Here is a 20,467-nt window from a genome sequence, read left to right as displayed (position 1 = left end):
GGGGGCTTCCGAAGGGTGCCCGGGGTGCTGTCCGGCAGAAAGAACCGGGGTGCTATCCGGCAGCAAGAAGGTGACGGTTGGGCGCCATGGCCCGCTCCTCGAATTCCGGCAGTACGACGACGTCCGCCCCCGCGGCCGTCAGCAGCCCACTCCCGTCGGCCGCCGCCACGAAGGTGTCGGGCTCGCGCCAGGCGGTGACCACCCGCCGTACGCCCGCGTCGAGGATCAGCCGCGCACAGGGCGCGGGCCGGGACGCGCGCCGGGCGCAGGGCTCCAGGCTGCTGTAGACGGTGGCGGAGCCGAGGCGCGGATCCGCGGGGTCGATCTTCGCGAGCGCCGCCTCCTCGGCGTGCACGACGGGGTCGTCGCCCTCCCGCGAGTGGCCGCGCGCCAGCTCGGTCCCGTCGGCCGCCACCACCACCGCCCCCACGCTGAACGCGGTCTCCGACGGCGGACACAGCCCCGCGAGCTCGCATGCGATGCCCAGCCAGTGCCGGTCCGCCGCGGCGGCGAGCCCGCCGGTCCCGGGCGCGGTGGGAACGTACCGGATGAGGACGACGTCCCCGACCGGCCGCGTCTCCACCAGCCGCAGCCGCCCGGGCGGATACCCACCGGGTCCGAACAGCCGTGGCGCGTCCGGCTCCCCCACGAAGAGCGGGGCGACGGCGAGCTGCAGCTCATCGGCGAGCCCCTGTCCCATCAGCTGGGTGTGCACCCGCCCGCCGCCCTCGACCATGAGGCGCCGCACCCCTCGTACGTCGTGAAGGTGTTCGAGTACGACGCGCCAGTCCAGCTCGGCCCCGGTCGGGACCACGTCGACAGCCAGTCCGCGCAGGGCGTCGGCGGCCCGTCCGGCGCCCTTGTCGGTCGTGTAAAGGACCTTCTCGCCGCCCGTGTGCCAGAACTGCGCGGCCGGATCGAGGTCGCCGGACCCGCTGACGGTGACCTTGAGCGGGTACTCCGGGCGCCCGGCGGCGACCCGTGCCGCCCGCCGCTCGGCGGAGTTGACGAGGAGCCGGGGGTTGTCCGCGCGGATGGTGCCGGCGCCGATCAGGATCGCGTCGCTGGACGCCCGCACCTCGTCGACCCGGTCGAAGTCGGCCGGACCCGAGAGCAGCAGCCGTTCGGGGCCGGTGTCGTCCAGGAAGCCGTCGAGGGAGACGGCGGCGGACAACAGGACATAGGGGTGGGGCATGGGACGCACCCTCCAGCTCCGAGCTCTGGGCTCCTAGTGGTTCAAGTTTTAAACAATACCTAGACTGGCGGCATGACGACCCGCTGGCTCTCCCCCGCCGAGCAACGCGCCTGGCGTGCGTACACCGCCGCCACCTCGCTCCTGGAGGACACGATCGACCGGCAGCTCCAGGCGGAGGCCGGCATGCCGCACCTTTACTACTCCATCCTGGCCATGCTGTCCGAGGCGCCGGACCGGCGGCTGCGGATGACCGAGCTCGCCGAGATCCTGAAGATCACCCGCAGTCGGCTGACGTACGGCGTGACCCGGCTGGCGAACGACGGGCTGGTGCGCCGGGAGGGCTGTCGCGACGACAAGCGCGGACAGGTCGCGGTCCTCACGGACGAGGGCCTGGCCACCCTGGAGCGGGCGGCACCCGGCCATGTGGAACAGGTACGGACGGCGGTCTTCGACCGTCTGACCCCGGAACAGGTGGGGCAGTTGGAGGAGATCTGTGGGGTCATCACACGCGGCATCCAGGGGGACAAAACCCGGGCTCACGGGGAAGACCTGCCGTGGCGGCGACGTTCTTCCTGACAATGACCCGGCAATGACCTCAACTCCGTTGCTTGAACTTTAAAGCATCGTGTACTGTCTGCCTCCGAGGTAGTGCTTCAAATCTGAAACACAACCGGCAACTGGCACCCGACCCGCTGGACCGGAGAGACAACATGCGCGACTTCCCCACCGCCACGGTGCGCACCCGCGTCGCCGTGCCCCTGCGTTTCGGCGACGGCTACTCGGTCGACGCGGAGTTGGTCACCTTCCACGGCCTGGCCGACGACAAGGAACACCTCGCCGTCGTACTCGGCAAGCCCGGCGCGACCCCGCTGGTGCGGCTGCACTCCGAGTGCCTGACCGGCGATGTCTTCGGCTCGGCCCGCTGCGACTGCGGCCCGCAGTTGCGCGAGGCGGTGCAACAGATCGCGGAGCGGGGCGGGGTGCTCCTGTACCTCCGTCAGGAAGGCCGCGGCATCGGCCTCTACAACAAGCTCGACGCGTACGCCCTCCAGGACCAGGGCCTCGACACGTACGCCGCCAACGCGGCCCTCGGCCTGCCCGAGGACGGCCGCGACTACACGGCGGCCGCCCAGATGCTCCAGGCCCTCGGCATCGACGAACTGGACCTGCTCTCCAACAACCCGGACAAGGCCGAGCAACTCCGCGACCTCGGCATCACGGTCTCCCACCGTGTCCCGACCGGCGTCTTCACCACGGCCCACAACGTGCGCTACCTCCGCGCGAAGGTCCTGCAGACCCAGCACACGCTCCCGCTGCCGGAACTCACGGCCGGCTGAGCCCACGTCGCCACACACCGAAGCCCCAGGACAGATGCACTCTGGCCTGGGGCTTCTTGGTAGACCCTGTGGGACTCGAACCCACAACCAATGGATTAAAAGTCCACTGCTCTGCCAATTGAGCTAAGGGTCCACGCACCGGCCCGTACGGATCCCGTGCCGATGCATCCCCGAGCATAGCCGGACACGGCCGGGACTCCGATCGGGTATCGGCGACCCGGCCACGCCAAACACGCGGACGGCTGTGGACCAACGGCGTACAACGCTACGGATCGACCCGTTCGGGCGCGCCCTTGCGGGCCGTCTCGCGGGCGATCGTGCGGGCGTGGTCGGGGTTGAGGAACCAGTGCCGGGCCGAGGCCAGCCACCAGGTCGCGGCGAAGCCGAGGACGACGAGGACCGCGATCGGGGCGTAGTTGAAGGTCTCCCAGGTGATCGGCGAAACCTGGGGCAGCATGAACAGGACGGTGATGACGGCGACCCAGCCCACCGAGACGACGCCGATCGCGCGCGACCAGCGGCCCAGATGCCACGGCCCCCGTTCGAACGCCTCCCCCTTGCGCAGCCGCAGCAGTGTCGGGATGACGTAGGCGATGTAGAGCCCGATCACGGCGATCGACGTCACGGCCGCGTACGCGGTGACATTGATGAGGTACGGCAGCCCCAGCACCAGGGCCGCCAGCGCCGCCAGCCACACCGCCGCGACCGGTGTCCGCGTACGTGGGCTCACCGTGTGCCAGACGTGTGAGAACGGCAGCGCGCCGTCCCGCGAAAAGGCGTAGATCATGCGGCTGTTGGCGGTCACGGACGCCATTCCGCAGAAGAGCTGTGCGCCGATCACGACCAGGAGGAGGAGTTTCCCGGCCGTGGCGCCCAGCGCGTCGAGCAGGATCTGCGCCGGGGGCGCGCCCGTCGCCGAGCCCAGTTCCTTGTCGTACGACTGGATGGCGAAGGTGAAGCCGAGGAGGAGGACGAAGCCCGCTATCCACGAGGTCCAGATGGACTGGACGATGCCCTTCGGGCCGGCCGTCGAGGCGTCGTGCGTCTCCTCTGTCATATGAGCGGAGGCGTCGTAGCCGGTGAAGGTGTACTGCGCCATCAGCAGGCCGAGTAGGACGACGTACACCCCGCTGCCCCAGCCGGTGTTGTTCACGAAGTGGGTGAAGACGAAGCTCGCGGACTGGTGGTGATCCGGTACGAAGGCCAGCGCGCCCACGATCACCGCGACGCCCAGGACGTGCCACCACACGCTGATGTCGTTGAGGAGGGCGACGATCCGGACCCCGAAGGTGTTCAGCAGCCCGTGCAGGACGAGAATGCCGGCGAAGAGCAGGATCGTACGGCCCGGCGTGATCGTGAAGTCGAACTGCAGGTTCAGGTACGCGCCCAGGAAGGACGCCGCGCCGAAGTCGATCCCGGCGGTCACCGCGACCTGCCCGAGGACGTTGAACCACCCCGTGAACCAGGCCCAGGCCGCCGCGGACCGCTCCGGGGCGAGCCGGTGGGCCCAGAAGTACAGCCCGGCCGAGGTCGGATAAGCCGAACAGATCTCGGCCATCGACAGTCCCACGAACAGCGTCATCAGTCCGACCGCGCCCCATCCCCAGGTGATCACGGCGGGGCCGCCGGTGTTCATGCCGAACAGATACAGCGTCAGACAGCCCGACAGGACCGAGATGATCGTGAACGAGACCGCGTAGTTGGAGAACGCCGACATGCGGCGGGCGAGAACCTGTGTATAGCCGAGCTGGGCAAGCCGTTCTTCGTCCGACAGCCCATTTGCCTTGGCGTCATCTGTCATGCCCCCAGCGATTCCCTCGCCGGGGGATCGACATGCACCGATCAAGACGTCGGGTTGGCTAGAAAAGGCCCTTATAGCCCTGCCAGCCGCTCCCGATCTTCACCCGCGCCGCGAACGACCCCTTGCCGGTGCCGTTCTGACGGTACAGATTGCCCGCGGTGTCCCGCGCGACCAGATCCGCCTTGCCGTCACCCGTGATGTCCCCGGCGCCGACGACGACGTTGTACGACCCGCCCCAGCCCGCGAACACCTTCGTCCGCGCGCCGAACGACCCCTTGCCGGTGCCGTAGTAGCGGTACAGGGTGTTGGCCTTGTCCTGGGCGAGCAGGTCACCGATACCGTCGCCGTTCAGGTCACCGACACCGACGACCTTCTTGTACGTCTTCCAGTTGGCGTACAGCTTCACGCGCGCGGACAGCTTGCCCGCGCTCGTGCCCTTGTAGAGGTACACCGTGCCGGTCGCCGTGTTGCGCGCGATCAGATCCGGGCGGCCGTCGCCGCTGATGTCGCCGGGCGAGGTCAGGACGTCGTACTGGTTCCAGCCGCTGGTGCCGAGCGAGGTGTACGCCGTCGACGGCTTCAGCGTGCCGTAGCAGTCCGGCTTGTACGCGCGCAGTGCCCCGCTGGTCAGCCGGACCAGGACGTCGTTGCAGCGGTCGCCGCTCAGGTCGCCGAACGGCACCACCTTGTTGGTCGTCGTCCAGCCGCTGCTGGTGCCGAGGTTCACGGAGAACGTGCCCTTGCCCGAGCCCTGCCGGAAGCCCAGCGTGCCCGAGGAGCTGAGGGTGACCAGGTCGCCGATGAAGTCGCCGCCGCCGATGTAGTCGTGGGTGGCCGGAGCCGCACCGGACAGGGCGACCGTGCCGCTCGTGGCGACCGGGGCGCCGACCCCGTCGGCCGGAGTGACCGACAGCGTCCAGTCGTACCGCCCGTTCGTCAGGAACGCCCCCTTGGCGTCCGTCCCGAACCAGCCGACCTTCACCTCGCCGCGTGTCGCACCGCCGTCCCGCGTGTCCACGACCTTGCCGGTGGCGCGGCTGCGCACGGTCAGCCGCCAGCCCGCGGTCGGCTTCGACAGCAGCAGGGTGGTCAGCGTGGACGGCGTCGTGTCGATCTCCTCTGCGGCGAGGGTGGACGCCGAGTCGACCGGGGCCAGCAGGCGCAGCGGCTGCTGGGTCACGCCGGTCGGCACGAGGTGCACGCGCTCCTGGTCGTCGACGTAGGCGACGTTCCCGGTCGACTCGTCGACCGTCCAGCGCACCTCGCGCTGGGAGATTCCGGTGTCGGGCAGTGCGCCGATCACGCGGCTCGCGGGTATGCCGTCCGCGACCGTCGTGAGGACCAGTTGCCCAGCCTGTCTGTCGTGCGTGACGACGAATCCGTCGCCGAGTTCCGCCTCGCCGGCCGGGACGGGCACGGACCTCTTCGCCGTACGGTCGTAGACGCCGGCCGTGCCGTCGGCGCAACCCCAGTACAGCCAGCGGCCGTTGGCCCGCAGTTCGGTGGGTGCGCAGCCGGCGTCGGTGGTGAGGGTCTCGGTGGTCTTCTTCGTGGTGAGGTTGTACGCCGTGACGGTGCCGGGGGTGGTGCCCGGGGTCCACAGGGTGTCGCCGGAGAGGGCGGCGGCGCCGGGCGTGCGGGTGAGCGCCGGGTTGCCGTCATTGCCGATCTTGTAGACGGTCTGCGCGGTGTCCGTCGTGTGGATCAGGTACCGGCCGGACACGTCGGTGATCCGGCCGCCGGCGGGGACCCCGCGCTCCCAGAAGGAGTACGGGGCCGGCCCGGCGACGCGAATGCGGTCGCTGGTCGCGGTGTCCTTCGTCACCCAGGCGGCGCGACCGTCGGCCGTGCCGTGGAGCTGGGAGCAGCCGACCTCCGTCGCCGGGCAGGTGCCGAGGTTCAGTGCGGTGCCGTCGAACGACGAGCGTGCGCCGAACTCGGGGGTGCCGGTCACGGCGACGGTCCGTACGTAGTCGTCGCGGTATCCACCCGGGCCGCCGGTGTCGGCGACGAGCAGCCGCCCCTGCTCCAGGGACAGTCCCTGGATCTTGATCGGCGGCTTGGGCAGAGCCTTGACCTGGGTGACGGCAGGGGTGCCGTCGGGACCCGGCTTGATGCGCTGGACGCCCCAGTCGTCGGCGGTGGTGCGGCCGATCAGGACGGCGGTGCCGTTGGAGACGGCGGAGGAGTAGACACCCGACGAGGGCATCAGGGTGACCGTGGGACCGCCCGCGATCGGTTTGGCGAGCACCGCCGTACCGCCGCTGGGCCGGTGGACCAGCCAGTCGCCGACCACGGCGAGATCCTGCGCGGGGTTCACGCTGCCGCTGCCCGACAGCGTGACCTCGGTCGGGGCCGCCGACAGGTCGGAGCGGGGCAACACCTGCACGGCGGTCTCGTTGACGTTGAACAGGACCACGTGCTCGGCGGTGACCTTGGCCCTGAGGTAGACCTTGGAGCGCGGCGGGGTCCAGTCCCGCACCTGCCCCGTCCGCCGGTCGACCATGACCGACAGGTACTGCCCGTCCTTCGCGCCCTGGAACAGCAGCCCGTCGGCGTCCCCGTCCAGGGGCTGCCCAAGGTTCACTCCCGCGGGCACTCCGGCGACCGGCACGTCACGCGTGCTGCCGTCGGCCTCCGGGAGCAGCAGGTGCATCTCCCGCCAGGCCGTGCCGTTCTCGTCCTGCACGACGCGATAGGCGACCGCGAGGTCGCGGTACGCGGTGAGCAACGTCAGGCCCGAGGGTGTCCGGAGGGTGCGGGTGGTCCCGTCGACCGCGTTCCACAGGTCGACCCTGTCCTCCGCGTAGCGGTACGCGAGGACGTCGCCGCCGGTCCCCCAGGTACCGGTGATCCCCGCCGGCCGGGTCACGGGCACCGACGTCCCGTCCGCGTATCGCGTCCAGACCAGCCCTGCCCCCTCCAGCGTGTGGAAGACGCCCTGCTGTCCCGCGCCGTCGTGGCCTGACGTCGACCCGCTGTAGAGCTCGGCCGAGGTGTAGGTGCCGCGCAGTGTCGCCGGCACCACCGTCTCCTGCGGCGCGTCCGCGACCGCCGTCGGCGACGGGAGCAACGGGCTCAGGCCGGTCGCCAGCACCGCGGAGGCGGCGACGAGACGCAGGCGCACGAAGGCATGACGAGTCAAGAAGACCCTCCCCGAAGAACGAGACGGGACGCGCACCGCTTCTCGATGCCCCCGGCCCCCCGGCCGTCGCATCCGTCTCAGAAGTCGGCTGATCTTACAGCGAGTTCAAAGTTTCCGGAAAGCCTTTCGAAACAGCGTGGGGCAGGGCCACGGGCACGGAAAACGCCGTGGCCCCCACCGGATTCGGTGGGGGCCACGGCGTTCAGCACTCTCGGACGTCAGCGGACGTCAGCAGAGGTCATCGGACATCAGCCGTTGCGCTTCCAGCGCGGCTTCTCGTCGCGGCGGCCGAAGGAACCGGTGCCGGTGCCAGTGCCAGTGCCGGTGCCGGTGCCGGTGCCAGTACCGGTGCCGCGGTGGTCGTCACGACGGCCGTACGGGCGGTCGTGGCTGCCGGCGCGGAAACCGCTGGAGGGGCGGTTGTCCTGGCGGTCGCGGTTGAAGGGACGGTCGCTGCCACGGTGGCCGGCACGGTCGTCACGACGCTCGAACGAACGGCCGGTGCCCCGGTCGTTGTCACGACGGAAGCCGGAACCGCCACGGTCGTCGCGACGCTCGAAGGTACGGCCACCACGGTCGTCACGACGGTCACGGTCGAAGCCGGCGCGGTCGCCACGGGTGTCGTCGCGACGGTCGTCGCGGCGGAAGCCGGAACCACCGCGGTCATCGCGACGCTCGAAGGTACGGCCACCACGGTCGTCACGACGGTCGTTGTCACGACGGAAGCCGGAACCACCGCGGTCGTCACGACGCTCGAAGGTACGGCCACCACGGTCGTCACGACGGTCGTTGTCACGACGGAAGCCGGAACCACCGCGGTCGTCACGACGCTCGAAGGTACGGCCACCACGGTCGTCACGACGGTCGTTGTCACGACGGAACCCGCCACGGTCACCACGGTCATTGCGGTCGCCGCGGTCGTTGTCGCGACGCTCGTAGTTGCCCCGCTCGTCGCGGCGCTGACGCGGCGGCTCGTAGGACGAACGCTCGGCGGCGGGCTGCTCGGCCACGGCCGTTACCTCGGCCGGAGCCTCGGCCACCGCCTGCTCCGCCAGGGCCTCCGCGGCCGCGACCACCGCCGCCTCCGGGTCCTCGCCCCGCTCACGCGCGGCACGGGCCACCAGGCGGTCGGCCTCGCCACGCAGCTCGACCGCACGACGCTGCGCGCGCTCCAGCTCCTTGGTGAGCTGTGTGACCTCACGCTCGGCCTGCTGCGCGGCGTTGCCCGCGGACTCGGCCTGCACCTCGGTCATCGAACGGGCGCCGGTGATCTCGGCGACCTCGGGCTCGAAGGCCGTACCGGAGTTGATGATGTGACGCGAGGCGTCGACGCCCGCGTCCTCCATCAGCCGGAAGATCTGACGACGCTGGTGCGGCAGGGAGAGGGACACGACGGTGCCGCTGCGACCCGCGCGAGCCGTACGGCCGGAGCGGTGCAGGTAGTCCTTGTGGTCACCGGCGGGGTCCACGTTCAGCACCAGGTCGATGCCGTCGACGTGGATACCGCGGGCGGCGACGTCGGTCGCGACGAGCGCGTTGACGTAACCGTCCTTGAAGTCCGCCAGCGTCCGCGTCCGCGCGCCCTGCGTCATGCCGCCGTGCAGCGCGTCGGCCTTCACACCGGAGTCGCGCAGCTGCTCGGCGATGCGGTCGGCGCCCAGCTGGGTGCGGACGAAGATGATCGTGCGGCCCTTGCGGGAGGCGATCGCGGCGGTGACCGGCGCCTTGTCCTTGGGCTTCACGATGAGGATGTGGTGCGACATGGTCGTGACGTTGCCCTGGGCGCTGTCGACCTCGTGCGTGACCGGGTTGGTCAGGTAACGCTTGACCAGCGTGGAGATCTCGTTCTCCATCGTGGCCGAGAACAGCATCCGCTGACCGCCGGCCGGGATCTGGTCGAACAGCTCGGTGACCTCGGGCAGGAAGCCCAGGTCGGACATCTGGTCGGCCTCGTCGAGGACGGCCACCTGGACGTTCTCCAGCGAGCAGGCGCCACGGTTGATGACGTCGCGCAGGCGGCCCGGGGTGGCGACGAGGACGTCGACGCCGCGCTCCAGGGCGTAGATCTGGTTGCCCATCGACGTACCGCCGCAGACGACCTTCATCTTCAGGCCGAGCACGTCACCGTAGGGCTGCAGCGCGTCCGCGACCTGCATCGCGAGCTCACGGGTCGGCGTGAGGATGACGGCGCGCGGCTTCTTCTTCTCGGTGTGACCACCGGCGAGCCGCGCCAGGGTCGGCAGACCGAACGAGAGGGTCTTGCCGGAGCCGGTGCGGCCACGGCCGAGGATGTCCTTGCCGGCCAGGGCGTCCGGGATGGTCGCGGCCTGGATCGGGAACGGGGTGGTCACGCCGTTCTGAGCGAGCTTGCGGACGACGCCCTCGGGAAGACCGAGGGAGGCGAAGGTGATCTCGGGGGCGGACTCGACGGCCTCGACCGTCTCAACGGTCTCCACGGCCTCGACCGTGTCCACCGTCGCGACCGTCTCGACGGTCTCAACGGTCTCCACGGTGGCCTGCTGGACACCCTCGTTGTTGTCGTTCTCGTTGTTCTCGGGCACGACGACGTGATCAGTACTGGAAACAGACATGCGAAATGCGAACCTTCCGGAGTTCTTCGGCACGCGCCCAAACTCCGTGAAGTCGCAATCGACCGCCTCTATGCGGTCCGGCCACGGCAAGGGAGAGTACGCGCCACACGCGGCGCTCTCTGCGTTGGCGCCGGGCAAATGGGATCAAACGATCTACCACCATACGCACCCCCCACCCCTGAAGGCAAACTGACCCTCAAAGGGGCAGGTCAAGCACGTATGGGAGAGCTTTCGTCTGCTGGCACCGGTTCCAACACCGGCCGGGGTCGACCGTATTCCCCACATCCCGCCGCCCTTCCCCGTCGCCTCTCCCCACCCCCGTCTACGCCGGTTCGCCCGCCCGCGGTGCCGGCTCCCGCTCCACCAGCTGCGTGGTCTGCTCATGCGCCGAGGACGAGGGCTCCGCCGTGGTCGGCTCGGACGACGGCGTCACGGGCGGCGGCGGGGGAGGGGGCGGCGGAGTCGGATCGGATGTGACATACGTGGGACTCGGCACCCCGTTCGACGGCGGGGGCTGCTCCGGCTGCCCCTTGCCGCCCCCCTTGCCCGTCGCCCCGGCGGACGGCTTCGCACGCCCGGACTCCGTCACGGACGGAGACACCGACCCGGACACCCGCCGACCGGGCTTCGCCGAGGCGCCCCCCTTCACGCCCGTCCCGCCGTGGAACCCGCCGCCGCCGTCCCCGCCCTCCCCGACCCCTCCGTCCGGTGCCCCGTCTCCCCGCTGCCCGGCCGAGTGCGAGGGTCCCGGCCGACCCCCGTCGTCACTCACGCTCATACAGCCGGCGGCGGCCGCGACGGCGATGACCGTGGCGGCCAGACGGACGGGTACGTACAAGGCGCGCACGGGCAGCCACCTCCGGATGGGGTCTCCCCTGCTCGGTCGGAGCCGAGAGCTCGGGGAAGGATCGGGGAGTCCATCTGCCCAACTCCCGCCGCCCACAAGAAGACACGCGCACCGAACCCTCAGGGCCCCGACAACCCGCCGACGCTCCCGGCGGCACCTCCGCCGCCGCTCCCGCTCACCCGTAACCGAGCGCGTGCAACCGGTCGTCGTCGATCCCGAAGTGATGGGCGATCTCGTGCACCACGGTCACCTCGGTCTCCGCGACCACGTCCTCCCGGGTCTCGCACATCCGCAGCGTCGGCCCCCGGTAGATCGTGATCCGGTCCGGCAGCACCCCCGCGTACCACTCCCCGCGATCGGTCAGCGGAGTCCCCTCGTAGAGCCCGAGCAGCTCCGGGTCGGACGGGTCGGGCTCGTCCTCGACGAACACCGCCACGTTGTCCATCAGCCGCGTCAACTCCGGCGGAATCCGGTCCAGCGCCTCGGCGACCAGTTCCTCGAACTCCTCGCGCGTCATCTCCAGCACACGGCCATTGTCCGGTACGACAGCCTCGTACGAGAGTCGAGGGCAACCCCCGTACGACCGTCATCGCCCCGCACGAGGGCCGGTCCGCGGTACGAGAGCCGGTCCGCACCCCCGCATACGCACCCCGACACTTGGGCATACGGGTCCAATGGCCCGCGTCCCCGCTGCCGTACCCGCTCTCGCCACCGCTCTCGCCACCGCCGTGACCCGCCCGTACCGCACCCTCCGCACCCGCCTCCGCACCCGTCCCCACCCCCGCCCCCGCCCGGTCACCGAGGAACTCGTCCACCGGCTTGACCAACCCCCCGCCTACCTCCGGGCCCTCGGTCTGATGACCGTCGTCCTCCTCGGCGCCTGGCTCGGCCTGCTGATCGTGGGCAATGTGCGCGTTCCGGTCGGCCCCATGAACACCACGATGACCCTGCGCCCCTCGGTCACCGGCGGCACGAAGATCAACGTCTCCCCGCTCGGCGCCCTGGAGCTGAACAGCCACATCGCTCCCGTACGCCTCGACGTGAACGTCGACCAGCTGGACCCGGTCCGCGCCCAGGCCCTGGTCGACCACCCCGAGCGGCTCTCGGGCCTGCAGGACGAGGTCGCCCAGGACGTGGAGCACGGCACCCTCGACCTGGCCGTACGGTCCTGCGTCGCGGTCGTCTCCGGCGCCACCGCCCTCGGCCTCGCGGTCTACCGCCGACCGCGCCGCGCCCTGGCCGCCGGCGGCCTGGCCCTCGCCCTCCTCGCCGCCTCCGGCGCGACGGCCTTCGCCACCTGGAACCCGAACTCGGTGCTGGAACCGAAGTTCTCCGGCCTGCTCTCCTCCGCCCCCTCCCTGGTCGGCAACGCCCGCAACATCGTCAGTGAATTCGACGTCTACCAGAAGGAACTGGCCCGCCTGGTGACGAATGTGACGAAGCTGTACGACGTCACCTCCACGCTCCCGACGTACGAGCCGGACCCGTCCACGATCCGGGTGCTGCACGTCTCCGACATCCACCTCAACCCGGCGAGCTGGAAGATCATCGCGTCACTGGTGAAGCAGTACGAGATCAATGTGATCGTCGACTCCGGCGACACCATGGACCACGGCACCTCGGCCGAGAACGGCTTCCTCGACCCCGTCCAGGACCTGGGCGCGCCGTACGTCTGGGTCCGCGGCAACCACGACAGCCGGCTCACCCAGCGCTACCTGGAACGCATGAAGAACGTGCACGTCCTGGACGACGGCCGCGCGATCACGGTCGCCGGCCTGCGCTTCGCCGGCATCGGCGACCCCCAGTTCACCCCCGACCGCTCGGTCGCCCCGGGCGGCGACGCGGCGGAGGAACTGGCCGGCGCCCGCCTGGCCTCCTCCCTGCGGGACCAGCGCGCCGCGGGCACCCCCGTCGACATCGCCATCACCCACGAGCCGTCGGCCGCCCGCCTCACGGACGGGGAGGTACCCCTCGTCCTGGCCGGTCACCTCCACCACGAACAGACGGAGGTCATGAAGTACGGAACCCGTCTGCGCGTCGAGGGGTCGACGGGCGGCAGCGGACTGCGCGCGATCGAAGGCACCTACCCGGACCCCATCGAGGCCTCGGTCCTCTACGTAGACCGCGACACCCGCCACCTCCAGGCCTGGGACGAGATCAAACTGGGCGGTCTGGGCCTGACAACGGCCGAGGTCAGCCGCCACCTGCCCGAGGACAACCGACCCTGAACCCGCGCTCCACTATCTGGTTTGGTCCGCATCCAGGCCGCGTAGTACAGTCTGTTCGTGCCCAAGGGCGCCGGTCAGGACTTGACCGTCCCGAGCTTCCTTCGAAGCGAAGGAGAAGCGGAACCCCTCGGGGGAAAGCGGAGTCACATGCTTCTCACGTCCCCTCGGGAACGCGAAGACGAAGCAGAGCGGTACTGGCTGTTCGCCCTCATCGTCTAGCGGCCTAGGACGCCGCCCTTTCAAGGCGGTAGCACGGGTTCGAATCCCGTTGGGGGCACGCAATACCGTGTGCGACACTGTTTTACACGCCGCACACAACAGCTTGGTCCTGTGGAGCAGTTTGGAGTGCTCGCCACCCTGTCAAGGTGGAGGCCGCGGGTTCAAATCCCGTCAGGACCGCTGAGGTTTCACATGAAACCTCGTGGCTGGGTAGCTCAGTTGGTACGAGCGATCGCCTGAAAAGCGATAGGTCGCCGGTTCGACCCCGGCCCCAGCCACACCCCGAAGGCCCCGTCCACCAGGACGGGGCCTTCGCCGTTCCCCGCTCCGCGACCCCGGCGCGTCCGACTTGGCATGCCCCGCACAGAACACGCTACGTTCTGGCTGCCGAAGCGACCCAGCGACCCCATGAGGCAGGGAACGAAACCATGGCGGGCAAGGACGGACTGAAGCCGATGCGCGAACTCGACCTGGAGCGGTACCGAGCCCGGTACGGCTTACAAGCGGTCCTCCTCAGCAACCTCGCGATCGCCGTCGTGGCGATCTTCGGCGTATGGCGCCTGGACGGCGACAAATCAGTGATCATCGGCGTCCTGACCGCCGCCTTCACCTCGGTCAGCAGCATGACCACGGCCTACCTGGGCATCAAGGCCGTCTCCAACACCGCCCAGGCCATGGCCCAGGGCGACCCCACCCGCCGCGCCCAGCCCCCACAGCCCACCCCACCCCAGGCACCCACACCCCCGACGCCCACACCCCCAGCACCCACACCCCCAACACCCACCGACTGACCGCACGCTCCGCGACCGGCAGCCGAGTACGAACGGACTGCTCCCCGGCAACGACTGTCGACCGGCGGCAGCCGAGTACGCACGGATGGGGCCGTGCCGGTGCGTCGAAAGCCCGTCGCGTACGTCCGGATCCGGCAGCGGCTCCCTCCCCCACCTCACGTCTGATCCACCGGCGACGGGCTCGACGCACCGGCACGGCCCCGACCCACGCCCCTCCCCCGCAGACACCCCGACGCACCCCCCGCAGACACCCCGGACACACCCCCGGCAGACACCCCGAACGCACCCCCCACCCAAAACCGTTCGCCACTAATTTCGCCAAGGTGAGATCCTGGACCGCGTATGTCTACGCACCCCGCCCCCGCCCTCGGCGACCTCGCCCCCCGCCTGGCCGAACTGTCCCTGCGCGAAGCGCACCGACTCGGCCGCAGGCTCGAGGGCGCACGCCGGATCCGCAAGCCCGAGGCCCGGGCCGCCGTGCTCGCCGAGATCGACGCCGAGGTCACCAAGGCCGAGGCCCGCCTCGCCGAGCGCCGCACCCGCGTGCCCGCCGTCACGTACCCCGAGCAGCTCCCGGTCAGCCAGAAGAAGTCCGACATCGCCGACGCCATCCGCGACCACCAGGTCGTCATCGTCGCGGGCGAGACCGGCTCCGGAAAGACCACCCAGATCCCCAAGATCTGTCTCGAACTGGGCCGCGGCGTCCGCGGCATGATCGGCCACACCCAGCCCCGCCGCATCGCCGCCCGCACGGTCGCCGAGCGCGTCGCGGAGGAGCTGGACACCCCCCTCGGCGAGGCCGTCGGCTGGAAGGTCCGCTTCACCGACCAGGTGAACCCGGACGGCACCTTCGTCAAGCTGATGACGGACGGCATCCTGCTCGCCGAGATCCAGACGGACCGCGAGCTGCGCGCGTACGACACGATCATCATCGACGAGGCCCACGAGCGGTCCCTCAACATCGACTTCCTGCTGGGCTACCTCGCCCAGCTGCTCCCCAAGCGCCCGGACCTCAAGGTCGTCATCACCTCGGCCACGATCGACCCGGACCGCTTCTCCCGCCACTTCGGCGACGCCCCGATCGTCGAGGTCAGCGGCCGTACGTATCCCGTGGAGGTCCGCTACCGCCCCCTCCTCGAAGAGGACGGCGACGACTCGGACCGCGACCAGATCACCGCGATCACGGACGCCGTCGAGGAACTGCAGGCCGAGGGCAAGGGCGACATCCTGGTCTTCCTCTCCGGCGAACGCGAGATCCGCGACACGGCGGACGCGCTCACGAAAAAGAACTACCGCTTCACCGAGGTCCTCCCCCTCTACGCCCGCCTCTCGCACGCCGAGCAGCACCGCGTATTCCAGCCCCACACCGGCCGCAGGATCGTTCTGGCGACCAACGTCGCCGAGACCTCCCTCACCGTCCCGGGCATCAAGTACGTCATCGACCCGGGCACCGCCCGTATCTCCAGATACAGCCACCGCACCAAGGTGCAGCGCCTCCCCATCGAGCCGGTCTCGCAGGCCAGCGCCAACCAGCGCAAGGGCCGCTGCGGCCGTACGTCGGACGGCATCTGCATCCGTCTGTACTCCGAGGACGACTTCGACGCCCGCCCCGAGTTCACGGACGCGGAGATCCTCCGTACGAACCTCGCCTCGGTCATCCTCCAGATGACGGCGGCCGGCCTGGGCGACATCGAGAAGTTCCCCTTCCTCGACCCGCCGGACCACCGCAACATCCGCGACGGCGTCCAACTCCTCCACGAACTGAACGCGCTGGACCCGTCCGAGAAGGACGTGCGCAAGCGCCTCACGGACACCGGCCGCAAGCTCGCCCAGCTCCCCGTCGACCCCCGGCTGGCCCGCATGGTCCTGGAGGCCGACAAGAACGGCTGTGCGCGCGAGGTCATGGTGATCGCCGCCGCGCTCTCCATCCAGGACCCGCGCGAGCGCCCCGCCGACAAGCAGACACAGGCGGACCAGCAGCACGCCCGCTTCAAGGACGAGACGAGCGACTTCCTCGCCTTCCTCAACCTCTGGCGTTACGTCCGCGAACAACAAAAGGAACGAGGCTCGTCCGCCTTCCGCCGTATGTGCAAGCAGGAGTACCTCAACTTCCTGCGGATCCGCGAATGGCAGGACATCTACACCCAGCTGCGCACGGTCGCCAAACAGATGGGCATCCACCTCAACGAGGACGACGCGGCGGACCAGAGCGTCCACGTCTCCCTCCTCGCCGGCCTGCTCTCGCACGTCGGCATGAAGGACGTGAAGGAGACCGGAGGGGAGAGCGGGCGCAGCACGGGCAAGAACGAGTACCTCGGCGCCCGCAACGCCAAGTTCGCGATCTTCCCCGGTTCGGCCCTCTTCAAGAAGCCCCCGCGTTTCGTGATGTCGGCCGAGCTGGTGGAGACCTCCCGTCTCTGGGCCCGGGTGAACGCCAGGATCGAGCCCGAGTGGGTCGAACCCCTGGCCGAGCACCTCCTCAAGCGCACCTACAGCGAACCGCACTGGGAAAAGGACCAGGCCGCGGTCATGGCGTACGAGAAGGTCACCCTCTACGGCGTCCCGATCGTCGCCCAGCGCAAGGTCAACTACGGCCGTATCGACCCGGAGACGTCCCGCGATCTCTTCATCCGCAACGCGCTCGTCGAGGGCGACTGGCGTACGCACCACAAGTTCTTCGCCGACAACCGCAAGCTCCTGACCGAGGTCGAGGAGTTGGAGCACCGCGCCCGCCGCCGGGACATCCTGGTCGACGACGAGACGCTCTTCGACTTCTACGACCAGCGGGTGCCCGCGCACGTCGTGTCCGGCGCGCACTTCGACTCCTGGTGGAAGCACAAGCGCCACGACGAGCCCGAACTCCTCGACTTCGAGCGTTCGATGCTCATCAACGAGAAGGCGGGGGCCGTCACCAAGGACGACTACCCCGACTCATGGCGTCAGGGCCGTCTGAAGTTCCGGGTGACCTACCAGTTCGAGCCGGGCGCGGACGCCGACGGCGTCACGGTCCACGTCCCGCTCCAGGTCCTGAACCAGGTGACGGACGAGGGCTTCGACTGGCAGATCCCGGGCCTGCGGGAAGAAGTGGTGACGGAGCTGATCCGCTCCCTCCCCAAGCCCGTCCGCCGCCACTACGTCCCCGCCCCGAACTTCGCGAAGCGGTTCCTGGACCAGGCCGTCCCGCTCCAGGAGCCGCTGGCGACGACGCTCGCCCGCGAGCTGAAGCGGATGGTCGGCGTCCCGGTCACGGCCGACGACTTCGACTGGTCCCGCGTCCCCGACCATCTGAAGATCACCTTCCGGATCGTCGACGAACGGCGCCGCAAGCTGGCCGAGGACAAGGACCTCTCGACCCTGCAGCTCCAGCTGAAGCCGAAGGCACGCAAGGCGCTCTCGCAGGCCGCGGCGGCGACGGCGGAGCGCGAGGGCGGCGAGTCCCTGGAACGTACGGGCCTCACGGACTGGACGATCGGCACGCTCAGCCGCGTCTTCGAGACGCGCCGGGCGGGCCAGCCGGTGAAGGCGTACCCGGCCCTCGTCGACGACGGACCGACGGCGAACACCGTCTCCGTACGCCTCTTCGACACGGAGGCCGAGCAGGCGCAGGCCATGTGGAAGGGCACGCGCCGCCTGATCGTGCGCAACATCCCGGTGAACCCTGCCAAGTTCGCCTCGGACAAGCTGACGAACGCCCAGAAGCTCGCCCTCTCCGCCAACCCGCACGGCTCCGTCCAGGCCCTCTTCGAGGACTGCGCGACGGCGGCGGCGGACAAGCTGATCGGCGACTTCGGGGGCCCGGCGTGGGACGAGGAGTCGTACCGGAAGCTCTATGACAAGGTGCGCGCCGAGATCGTCGACACGACGGTCCGGACGGTGGGTCAGGTAGAGCAGGTCCTCGCCGCCTGGCAGGCCTGTGAGCGCCGCCTGAAGGCCACCGGCAGCCCCACCCTGCTGGCAAACCTCACGGACGTACGGACGCAGCTGAACGCCCTGGTGAAGCCCGGCTTCGTCACGGCGACCGGCCTGCGCCGCCTCCCGGACCTGATGCGCTACCTGGTCGCCGCCGACCGCCGGCTGCAGCAGATGCCGACCGGCGTCCAGCGGGACACCACCCGCATGGAGAAGGTCCACGAGATGCAGGACGAGTACGCCTGGCTCCTTGAGCAGTTGCCGCAGGGCCGGCCGATCCCTTCGTCGGTCCTGGACATCCGCTGGATGATCGAGGAGCTCCGCGTCAGCTATTTCGCCCATGCGCTCGGCACGGCGTACCCCGTCTCCGACAAGCGCATCGTGAAGGCGATCGACGCCGCGGTGCCGTAACGAGGCCTGCACGGTGGGTGAGTTCGACCCGGGGCTCACCCTCCTGTACAGTCTCTTCTCGCAGCACAACGCAAGAAAGTGACTGCGAAACCTGGTCCTGTGGAGCAGTTTGGAGTGCTCGCCACCCTGTCAAGGTGGAGGCCGCGGGTTCAAATCCCGTCAGGACCGCAGTAGACAGCAGCAGATGAAAGAGCCCGGGTCTTCGGACCCGGGCTCTTTCGCATGCGCGTTCCGCGCACCTCGCGAGTACGGCCGACCGCACGCATCGCAGGCCCAGCCGACAGGCACAGTCGTCGGGCCCAGTCGCGGGCCCAGCCGTCGGGCCCGCATACGGACTCCAGGGACGCGTACGCCCCCTCCACACGCCCCCGCGCGCCCCACGCCCATACAGCCGCCCCACGAGCCCTCCCGCGCACGGCCGGACACCGCTCCTGGCCCCACGGGCGGAGCTCCCGCACCTTGACGCGGGCCGCCTTCCGCGGGTACCCCAGAAGCCAGGGCACTCGACCCCCTGGAGGTGGTCCATGGCGGCGTCCGCTCGGCACGAGACGCGCGCTCTGCTTCGCGCCCATCTGTCGGCCGCCTCCGGCTACCGCCATCTGACGCGGCACTGCCCGATCTGTCGCCAGCTTCTGAGACTGGCCATGGAACCCGCTCCGCACGGCGAGGAGGACGAGCCGGCCGTCGAGGACGAAACCCCCTCCGAGGCACAACCGCCCCAACTCCTTTAGCGCAGAGGTGCCAGAGGCAACAAGGACTCTGGCATGTGACGGGTGTCACCGCATAAGTTTTCAGAACGGCGGAACTTACACCCCACCTACAACTGGTCAATTTAATATGTGCAATTGCACCAGTCCCCGAAGGCTTCCACAGGAGATCCGACACCCCTCCCCAGACTCTGACAAGCCCGCTCACAGACCCACCTCACACCCCTCGCCGACAGCTCCCCGAGAGCTCCCGGAGAGCCGCTCGACCGTCATTCGACAGCCGTTCAACAGCCGAGCGGGGCATAAAAAAAATCGCGCTGGACCCGGCGGAGTCCAGCGCGATCGACGACGCACCCTTGTCGCATGTGTAACTGGGTCGGGCGTGAGCCCTGTTGGGGCAGGACCCGCGTCGCTTGGAGCTGTGGTTCGGACGCCTCGGCGGGTTGGGGGACCTACCGAATTGTCCGGTTATGCAGTTGTTCAGGCCTCGCTGCGCTGCTGCGGAATACCCGCGAGTAGTGCGCGGACCTCAGCCTCGCGATAGCGGCGGTGCCCGCCGAGCGTGCGGATGGACGTAAGCTTGCCGGCCTTCGCCCACCGCGTGACCGTCTTGGGGTCGACGCGGAACATCGTGGCGACCTCAGCCGGGGTCAGCAGCGGCTCGGCATCAGGGGTGCGAGCGGTCATGAGCGGCCTCCTCGGGAGAACCGAACCTTCTCGGTTCTTTCCTCTAAATTCTGCACCTTGACCCGCGTTGCCCGAAATGGCGGACGCGAGTCGAGTCGGTTATAGGACGAACGGCTTGTCCTCGGCACTACAACTACACCATCCGTCCAGCCGCGTCGGCCAAACCGATGGAATTGCCCTCCCAGGTGTTCATCAGCGACGGAAGCCGATGGACCATGCCATAGCGGACAGTCACGCCACTGTGACGATCAGTCACAGGACGATCAGGAGTCACCAGACCCCCCATAGCGTGCAATGCAGAGATTCCCCCCAAAAAGCGGGCGGATAGACCCTTCCCCCGGGGTCCTTGTCCTATTTTGGCACGAGGAGGGGCGAGCGATGCAAGAGCCAGGTAAGTGCCATCCGTCACGCTTGACACACCGTCGACGCAAAAGACCGGATCGGGACCTACGTCCCGCCGTGCGGGGTGATCTCCCGCAGTGAGGGTTGATCTCCCGGCATGAGGGTTCTTCAGCGTGCGAGGACCATACGCGAGTTCGAGGCCAACAGGTGAGATCCAGGTCACATGCCCCAAACGCCCCAGACGTCTCCCGCGTCCC

13 protein-coding genes and 5 tRNA genes are annotated in these 20,467 nt (G+C 69.4%); 10 read left to right on the top strand and 8 right to left on the bottom strand.

Going from position 1 to position 20,467, the window contains the following annotated elements:
• Positions 1-52: 52 nt before the first annotated feature.
• A complete protein-coding gene (locus RV986_RS27800; RefSeq protein ID WP_475919992.1) occupies positions 53-1,195 on the bottom strand; it encodes a dihydrofolate reductase family protein in 1,143 nt (380 codons plus the stop codon).
• 72 nt (positions 1,196-1,267) lie between these two features.
• On the opposite strand from RV986_RS27800, the gene RV986_RS27795 reads away from it, so the two are divergent.
• On the top strand, positions 1,268-1,771 hold the full coding sequence (locus tag RV986_RS27795; RefSeq protein ID WP_475919991.1) for a MarR family winged helix-turn-helix transcriptional regulator: 504 nt from the start codon (positions 1,268-1,270) through the stop codon (positions 1,769-1,771).
• Between the two features lie 134 nt (positions 1,772-1,905).
• Entirely contained in the window at positions 1,906-2,532 is a 627-nt protein-coding gene (locus RV986_RS27790; protein ID WP_475919990.1) for a GTP cyclohydrolase II, read from the top strand.
• Between the two features lie 57 nt (positions 2,533-2,589).
• Here the strand turns inward: RV986_RS27790 and RV986_RS27785 are convergent.
• The 6 genes from RV986_RS27785 to RV986_RS27760 form a co-directional block, all read right to left on the bottom strand.
• Positions 2,590-2,665: transfer RNA gene (locus RV986_RS27785), tRNA-Lys, on the bottom strand.
• A 132-nt stretch (positions 2,666-2,797) separates the two neighbouring features.
• A complete protein-coding gene (locus tag RV986_RS27780; protein WP_475919989.1) occupies positions 2,798-4,333 on the bottom strand; it encodes an amino acid permease in 1,536 nt (511 codons plus the stop codon).
• 58 nt (positions 4,334-4,391) lie between these two features.
• Positions 4,392-7,478 carry an FG-GAP repeat domain-containing protein gene (locus tag RV986_RS27775; protein ID WP_475919988.1) on the bottom strand — a complete coding sequence of 1,029 codons (3,087 nt, stop codon included), beginning with the start codon at positions 7,476-7,478 and terminating at the stop codon, positions 4,392-4,394.
• 248 nt (positions 7,479-7,726) lie between these two features.
• Positions 7,727-10,069: a DEAD/DEAH box helicase gene (locus RV986_RS27770; RefSeq protein ID WP_475919987.1), complete on the bottom strand. Its 2,343-nt coding sequence runs from the start codon at positions 10,067-10,069 to the stop codon at positions 7,727-7,729.
• Between the two features lie 322 nt (positions 10,070-10,391).
• Positions 10,392-10,916 (bottom strand): hypothetical protein, encoded by a 525-nt coding sequence (locus tag RV986_RS27765; RefSeq protein WP_475919986.1) that lies wholly within the window; start codon positions 10,914-10,916, stop codon positions 10,392-10,394.
• A gap of 175 nt (positions 10,917-11,091) precedes the next feature.
• Entirely contained in the window at positions 11,092-11,442 is a 351-nt protein-coding gene (locus tag RV986_RS27760) for a metallopeptidase family protein (protein WP_475919985.1), read from the bottom strand.
• Positions 11,443-11,590: 148 nt separating this feature from the next.
• Between RV986_RS27760 and RV986_RS27755 the strand changes: the two genes are divergently transcribed.
• The 8 genes from RV986_RS27755 (at position 11,591) to RV986_RS27720 (ending at position 19,205) form a co-directional block, all read left to right on the top strand.
• The gene (locus RV986_RS27755) at positions 11,591-13,144 is read left to right on the top strand and encodes a metallophosphoesterase family protein (protein WP_475919984.1); all 1,554 of its coding nucleotides are present in this window, start codon (positions 11,591-11,593) and stop codon (positions 13,142-13,144) included.
• A 204-nt stretch (positions 13,145-13,348) separates the two neighbouring features.
• Positions 13,349-13,421, top strand: a tRNA-Glu gene (locus RV986_RS27750).
• 47 nt (positions 13,422-13,468) lie between these two features.
• Positions 13,469-13,543: transfer RNA gene (locus RV986_RS27745), tRNA-Asp, on the top strand.
• A 24-nt stretch (positions 13,544-13,567) separates the two neighbouring features.
• Positions 13,568-13,641: transfer RNA gene (locus RV986_RS27740), tRNA-Phe, on the top strand.
• Positions 13,642-13,791: 150 nt separating this feature from the next.
• Positions 13,792-14,154, top strand: a complete 363-nt coding sequence (locus RV986_RS27735; RefSeq protein ID WP_475919983.1) for a hypothetical protein — start codon at positions 13,792-13,794, stop codon at positions 14,152-14,154.
• A 342-nt stretch (positions 14,155-14,496) separates the two neighbouring features.
• A complete protein-coding gene (gene hrpA, locus RV986_RS27730) occupies positions 14,497-18,474 on the top strand; it encodes an ATP-dependent RNA helicase HrpA (RefSeq protein WP_475919982.1) in 3,978 nt (1,325 codons plus the stop codon).
• Positions 18,475-18,567: 93 nt separating this feature from the next.
• A tRNA-Asp gene (locus RV986_RS27725) sits at positions 18,568-18,642 on the top strand.
• 356 nt (positions 18,643-18,998) lie between these two features.
• Complete coding sequence (locus tag RV986_RS27720; protein ID WP_475919981.1) at positions 18,999-19,205, top strand: DUF6274 family protein; 207 nt, start codon at positions 18,999-19,001, stop codon at positions 19,203-19,205.
• Between the two features lie 456 nt (positions 19,206-19,661).
• Here RV986_RS27720 and bldC read toward each other — a convergent pair whose 3' ends face one another.
• Positions 19,662-19,868 carry a developmental transcriptional regulator BldC gene (gene bldC / locus RV986_RS27715; RefSeq protein WP_003949541.1) on the bottom strand — a complete coding sequence of 69 codons (207 nt, stop codon included), beginning with the start codon at positions 19,866-19,868 and terminating at the stop codon, positions 19,662-19,664.
• Positions 19,869-20,467: the final 599 nt, after the last annotated feature.

This window comes from Streptomyces sp. RLA012 (assembly GCF_056270325.1).
This window is presented reverse-complemented; position numbering and strand designations above follow the sequence as displayed.

Coding starts and splice junctions, on each gene's coding strand:
- RV986_RS27800 (WP_475919992.1), bottom strand. CDS start 1,195: ATGCCCCACCCCTATGTCCTGTTGTCCGCCGCCGTCTCCCTCGACGGC.
- RV986_RS27795 (WP_475919991.1), top strand. CDS start 1,268: ATGACGACCCGCTGGCTCTCCCCCGCCGAGCAACGCGCCTGGCGTGCG.
- RV986_RS27790 (WP_475919990.1), top strand. CDS start 1,906: ATGCGCGACTTCCCCACCGCCACGGTGCGCACCCGCGTCGCCGTGCCC.
- RV986_RS27780 (WP_475919989.1), bottom strand. CDS start 4,333: ATGACAGATGACGCCAAGGCAAATGGGCTGTCGGACGAAGAACGGCTT.
- RV986_RS27770 (WP_475919987.1), bottom strand. CDS start 10,069: ATGTCTGTTTCCAGTACTGATCACGTCGTCGTGCCCGAGAACAACGAG.
- RV986_RS27755 (WP_475919984.1), top strand. CDS start 11,591: ATGGCCCGCGTCCCCGCTGCCGTACCCGCTCTCGCCACCGCTCTCGCC.
- RV986_RS27735 (WP_475919983.1), top strand. CDS start 13,792: ATGGCGGGCAAGGACGGACTGAAGCCGATGCGCGAACTCGACCTGGAG.
- hrpA (WP_475919982.1), top strand. CDS start 14,497: ATGTCTACGCACCCCGCCCCCGCCCTCGGCGACCTCGCCCCCCGCCTG.
- RV986_RS27720 (WP_475919981.1), top strand. CDS start 18,999: ATGGCGGCGTCCGCTCGGCACGAGACGCGCGCTCTGCTTCGCGCCCAT.
- bldC (WP_003949541.1), bottom strand. CDS start 19,868: ATGACCGCTCGCACCCCTGATGCCGAGCCGCTGCTGACCCCGGCTGAG.